The organism is Candidatus Acidiferrales bacterium (assembly GCA_036514995.1).
In the GTDB taxonomy this organism is placed as follows: Bacteria; Acidobacteriota; Terriglobia; order Acidiferrales; family DATBWB01; genus DATBWB01.
This window is the reverse complement of sequence record DATBWB010000195.1, coordinates 1-4,162: the sequence shown is the minus strand read 5'-3', so window position 1 is coordinate 4,162 and position 4,162 is coordinate 1. Positions and strand designations below refer to the sequence as shown.

Genomic DNA, 4,162 nt, shown 5'->3' with positions numbered 1-4,162 from the left:
TATGCTGGTCAATCACTTGTCAAGGGTGTGCAGAAAGAAATGCTTTGGATGTCGCAGCATGATCAGAGTTAGACCCCGCTCAATGGACTCTATGATCCAACTTGGGATTGGACTTGAGTTGCGACGAATACTCGCAAGATCTTCGAGAAAATTGGCTGTCTCTAATTCGCCAATATGAGGTAGGAAAACAACTTGACTCAGCCACTCTAAACCCCTCTCTGGTGACATATCATGCAGCATGTTTTCCATGTTGTCGGCAGGATTTTTCAAAATCGGGATTAGTTTTTCAGGATGTCCTCTAAACTCGGACATTATTTGGGGTGGTAGTGGATGAAGATCATCCAATTTTTCCACGCCCAAGCATTTAGCATAAAGAACACGTACATCATCCGGTCCCCATATCTGATCTCTGAAGGAAAGAAGAGTGCCTAGAGGATTTGAATCAAAATGGTCCACTATTAAACCTCGTTCATAATAGCGGTACCACCATGAGACGTCTTCAACGAAACCACATTCGAAGGCGTCACAGTCCAACAGCATTACGAGTTCATAACTGTAAAACAGCCTTGGATAGGCACCGTCAGCAAAATCTAGCCCTATCAGTCGCGTCCATTCATTATTAATTGTCAGGAGAAAAATAAACTCAAGTGTGTCGCCGCGCCCCTGAAAACCCGAATCCCACACGTTATCGAGAGCGGGTTGGTCAATTGACCGAATGTGGCGAAGGATCGTGTAGCTTCTAGATGTTGCCAACTGAACAAGAGCATCAGCTACACGCTCACGATCTGCTCTTAAGTATACGCCTCTCCAACCGTTTGACATTGAGTTATCTCACAATTTGTGGAAGACCACCGCCTCCCCCAGCAGGAACCAACGGTGCTACTGACCCCACCGACCGTATAGCATAACAAATGGTTACCAACAGCGCAACGCCTCCAGCAACGCGAGATTGTTCCTCACTAGGAACAGGCACTTGCCTTGGATTCTCATTTGACCTCCTGCTTTCCTCCGGTCGGCCCTCCAATTGGCACATACGCCCCCGGACCTAGAGTCGATTCCGATTTGAGTTATGCCGGGTCGTAACCACAGTGAGCGAACCAAGCGTCAGCATGTTCAGGCGTGATGGCCAGCAGCGCCTTCCGCAGCGCTTCGACCAAGGCGTCCAAGGTGCGCGGTTTGGCAGCGCGCAACGCTTTCTTGACGGCGGCCCAGCCGAGTTCAATCGGATTGAAATCGGACGAGTAGGGCGGCAGGAAGAGCAGGTGTGCCCCACGCGCTTCTATCAACGCACGGGCTTCGGCATCTTTGTGGGCCGACAGGTTGTCCAGAATGACGAGATCGCCCGGCTCCAGGCTCGGTCCCAGTTCGTGTTCCACGTACGCTCGAAACGCCAGCGCGTTCATCGCCCCTTCAAACACCCACGGCGCGTGGATGCCGGTCAGGCTCAGCGCCGCCACCACAGTATAGTGCGGCCCCGAATAGCCCGACGTGCCTTCTGGGACCCGCGCCCCAGGCGCCGCTCGTCCGTAGAGCCGCGTCAAGCCCAAATGCGTCCCACTTTCATCGAGAAATTTCAGCCGGTCGAGGACGGGGGTCAAGAACGCGTCCACCCCCTCGGCAAAGGCGGCGCGTGCCTGCTTGACCCGCGGCGTGTCCCGCTGGCTGTCGTGGAGGCTCTTTTTTTGAGCGGCAATTTCAACAAGGCCAATTCCCGACACATCATGCTCCGGCTGGCGACGACACCTTTTTCAGCCGCCACCCGTGCACAAAGTTCATCCAGCAGGAGGTCGGGCTGGCGGTGGACTTCTGCCCGGATGAACGCCTCGCACTCGGCCAAAGCCCGGCGGGGACCGCCGGCCCAAGGCAGCGCCGCCGAACTCCCGGTTTCCCGCCAGCGGCGCACCCAATTGTCCACCGTTGAATCGCTCACTTGGAAGGTCTTGGCGATTTGGCTGAGCGACTGTCCGCCCGCTTCCACCGCGGTGATTACTCGTTCGCGCAAATCGTTGGAGTAGGCCATGTCGATCAGTTTACCCGGCAACCGGCATAAGTCAACTTGGAACTCGCTCTAAAACCACAAATAGGTAGACGGGTATCCCTTTGTGCCAGGATAGGCTTGGACACTGCCGCCTATAATTTACTGTAGGGCGACAGGAGCCGACCATGACCGATACCACCAACCCTAGCACTTCTCCGGACGCCCCCGCGGGGGCGTCCGGAGAAGTGCGCGCCAAACGCCGGACCTTTACCGTCGCGGAAAAACTGCGCCTCCTGCGCGAGGCCGAGCGGTGCCCCGAAGGCGAATTGGGCGCGCTGCTGCGCCGCGAAGGGATCTATTCCAGCCACCTGACCCACTGGCGCCGCGAACGTGACCGCGGCCAACTGGTCGGATCGACCACGCGCCAGCGTGGTCCGAAGGTCGATGAGCCGGCGCGGCGCCTGGCCGAACTGGAACGCGAGAATGCGCGCTTGACGGCTAAACTCAGCAAAGCCGACCTCATCATCGAGGCCCAAAAAAAGTTGTTGCAGGTGCTCGGCTTGCCGGAGCCGGAGCTCCCCGCGCTGGACGAGCACAACTGATGCAAAGCGCACAGACCCTAGCCACGGAAGTTGGCGCGCACGCGGCCTGCGAGGCGTTGGCCGTACCGCGCAGCAGCCTGTATGCGGTGCGGCGGCCCAAGCCGCCCGCGCCGCCGCGCTTGGCTGTTTCCCCGCCGAATGCGCTCAGCGCAGCGGAGAAGGCCGCCGTGCTGACGCATCTCAACAGCGAGCGGTTTGCCGACCAGACGCCATACGAGGTCTATCCGCAACTGTTGGACGAAGGCCGTTACCTGTGCTCCCTGCGCGGCATGTACCGGATTCTGGCTGAAAATCAGGCCGTTTGCGACCGTCGCAACCAACTCCGCCATCCAGCCCGGCCCGCGCCACAGGTGATCGCCCAACGCCCCAACCAGGTGTGGGTTTGGGATATCACTCTTTTGCTCAGCACCCTCCGCTACCCGTGCTTCTACCTGTACTTGGTGCTCGACCTGTTCAGCCGCTTCATCGTCGGCTGGCTCATCGCCGAAAAGCAAAGCGGCGACTATGCCCAACAACTCCTGACGGCCAGCCTCCAGCGCTTCCAGCTTCAGCCCAAGCAACTGACCATCCACTCCGACAACGGCGGGCCCATGACGGCCAAACCGTTGGCCTGGCTCTTCAGCGATTTGGGCATCCAGCAAAGCCTGTCACGGCCGCATGTCGCCAACGACAACCCGCATGCCGAAGCCAGCTTCAAAACGCTCAAGTACCACCCGGCCTACCCCGACCGTTTTGACAGCCTAGCGCACGCCCAGACCTGGATGCGCGACTTCGAGCGCTGGTACTGCCACGAGCATCACCACACGGCCCTGGGCCTGATGACCCCCGCCGCCGTTCACTTCGGCCAGGCGGAGGATCTCTGGCTCAAGCGGCAGGCCGTGCTCCAGACTGCTTACCAAGCCCACCCCGAGCGCTTCAGCCGGGGCCAGCCTATCCCGCCGCGCTGGCCCGATCAGGTCGGAATCAACGCCCCCAAGACCTTGCAATTCTCAGGAGCGTGCCTATCGAACGACACTAAACTTCCGCTATCCGTGTCCAAAAACCCTTGACACATTCCGCTTCACGGAAACGAGAACCGACCCGCAATGGCCCTTCGGTCAGTTGCTCATTTTCAACAAGGTCAGATTGCCAAGTCCGCAAATTTTTGGTATCCGCCAAGAATGTAAAAACTTGTTCCACTGGTCGATTGATATGAATGGTGACTTCGTGCTGAATCATTTGGTTCTCCTTGTACTAAAGAATATGGGACTTGATAAAGCCAAGCGGGCTAACGGTGCGCATCAGCCGTTTGCGGAGCGCCAGCGGAGCAAATCGGCTGCATGCGCGGGTTAGGCTGCTTGCGATGAACCGGCAACACCCCTTGCGACCGACTTTGGATCAATGGTCTGCTGAGCAAACTCACCAGCTTGAGTCACCAATTGCGCCAGCTCCCCGTAGGAGATCCTGTTCTCGGAGGTCTGGAAACCATCGTTTGTAAGCCACATTGGCACCGTTATGATAACATCTCCTGAACCCGCTCCACCCGAGTGTTTGATCGAATTAGCAACCGCATAAGCTCGCTGATCCACCGATCCATCCTTTT

The 4,162-nt window shown here is 57.7% G+C and carries 6 protein-coding genes; 2 read left to right on the top strand and 4 right to left on the bottom strand.

Features of this window, described 5'->3' with window-relative positions; all coding sequences use genetic code 11:
• Nucleotides 1-12: 12 nt before the first annotated feature.
• Nucleotides 13-822 carry a hypothetical protein gene (locus tag VIH17_12750; GenBank protein ID HEY4684099.1) on the bottom strand — a complete coding sequence of 270 codons (810 nt, stop codon included), beginning with the start codon at nucleotides 820-822 and terminating at the stop codon, nucleotides 13-15.
• A gap of 245 nt (nucleotides 823-1,067) precedes the next feature.
• Nucleotides 1,068-1,718 (bottom strand): IS630 family transposase, encoded by a 651-nt coding sequence (locus VIH17_12745; protein HEY4684098.1) that lies wholly within the window; start codon nucleotides 1,716-1,718, stop codon nucleotides 1,068-1,070.
• A 445-nt stretch (nucleotides 1,719-2,163) separates the two neighbouring features.
• On the opposite strand from VIH17_12745, the gene VIH17_12740 reads away from it, so the two are divergent.
• Together VIH17_12740 and VIH17_12735 are read left to right on the top strand one after the other, a co-directional pair.
• Nucleotides 2,164-2,580 (top strand): hypothetical protein, encoded by a 417-nt coding sequence (locus VIH17_12740; GenBank protein ID HEY4684097.1) that lies wholly within the window; start codon nucleotides 2,164-2,166, stop codon nucleotides 2,578-2,580.
• Entirely contained in the window at nucleotides 2,580-3,629 is a 1,050-nt protein-coding gene (locus VIH17_12735; protein ID HEY4684096.1) for an IS3 family transposase, read from the top strand. Before VIH17_12740 ends, VIH17_12735 begins: the two co-directional genes overlap by 1 nt.
• Here VIH17_12735 and VIH17_12730 read toward each other — a convergent pair.
• Both VIH17_12730 and VIH17_12725 read right to left on the bottom strand, forming a co-directional pair.
• A complete protein-coding gene (locus VIH17_12730) occupies nucleotides 3,595-3,798 on the bottom strand; it encodes an SRPBCC family protein (GenBank protein HEY4684095.1) in 204 nt (67 codons plus the stop codon). The two genes, VIH17_12735 and VIH17_12730, sit on opposite strands and share 35 nt — an antisense overlap.
• Before the next feature lie 110 nt (nucleotides 3,799-3,908).
• A partial coding sequence (locus tag VIH17_12725) for a hypothetical protein (GenBank protein ID HEY4684094.1) occupies nucleotides 3,909-4,162 on the bottom strand: 254 nt, incomplete at its 5' end.

What these genes read in the sequence shown, in the direction of transcription:
- VIH17_12750 (HEY4684099.1), bottom strand. Translation starts at nt 822, where the DNA reads ATGTCAAACGGTTGGAGAGGCGTATACTTAAGAGCAGATCGTGAGCGT.
- VIH17_12740 (HEY4684097.1), top strand. Translation starts at nt 2,164, where the DNA reads ATGACCGATACCACCAACCCTAGCACTTCTCCGGACGCCCCCGCGGGG.
- VIH17_12735 (HEY4684096.1), top strand. Translation starts at nt 2,580, where the DNA reads ATGCAAAGCGCACAGACCCTAGCCACGGAAGTTGGCGCGCACGCGGCC.
- VIH17_12730 (HEY4684095.1), bottom strand. Translation starts at nt 3,798, where the DNA reads ATGATTCAGCACGAAGTCACCATTCATATCAATCGACCAGTGGAACAA.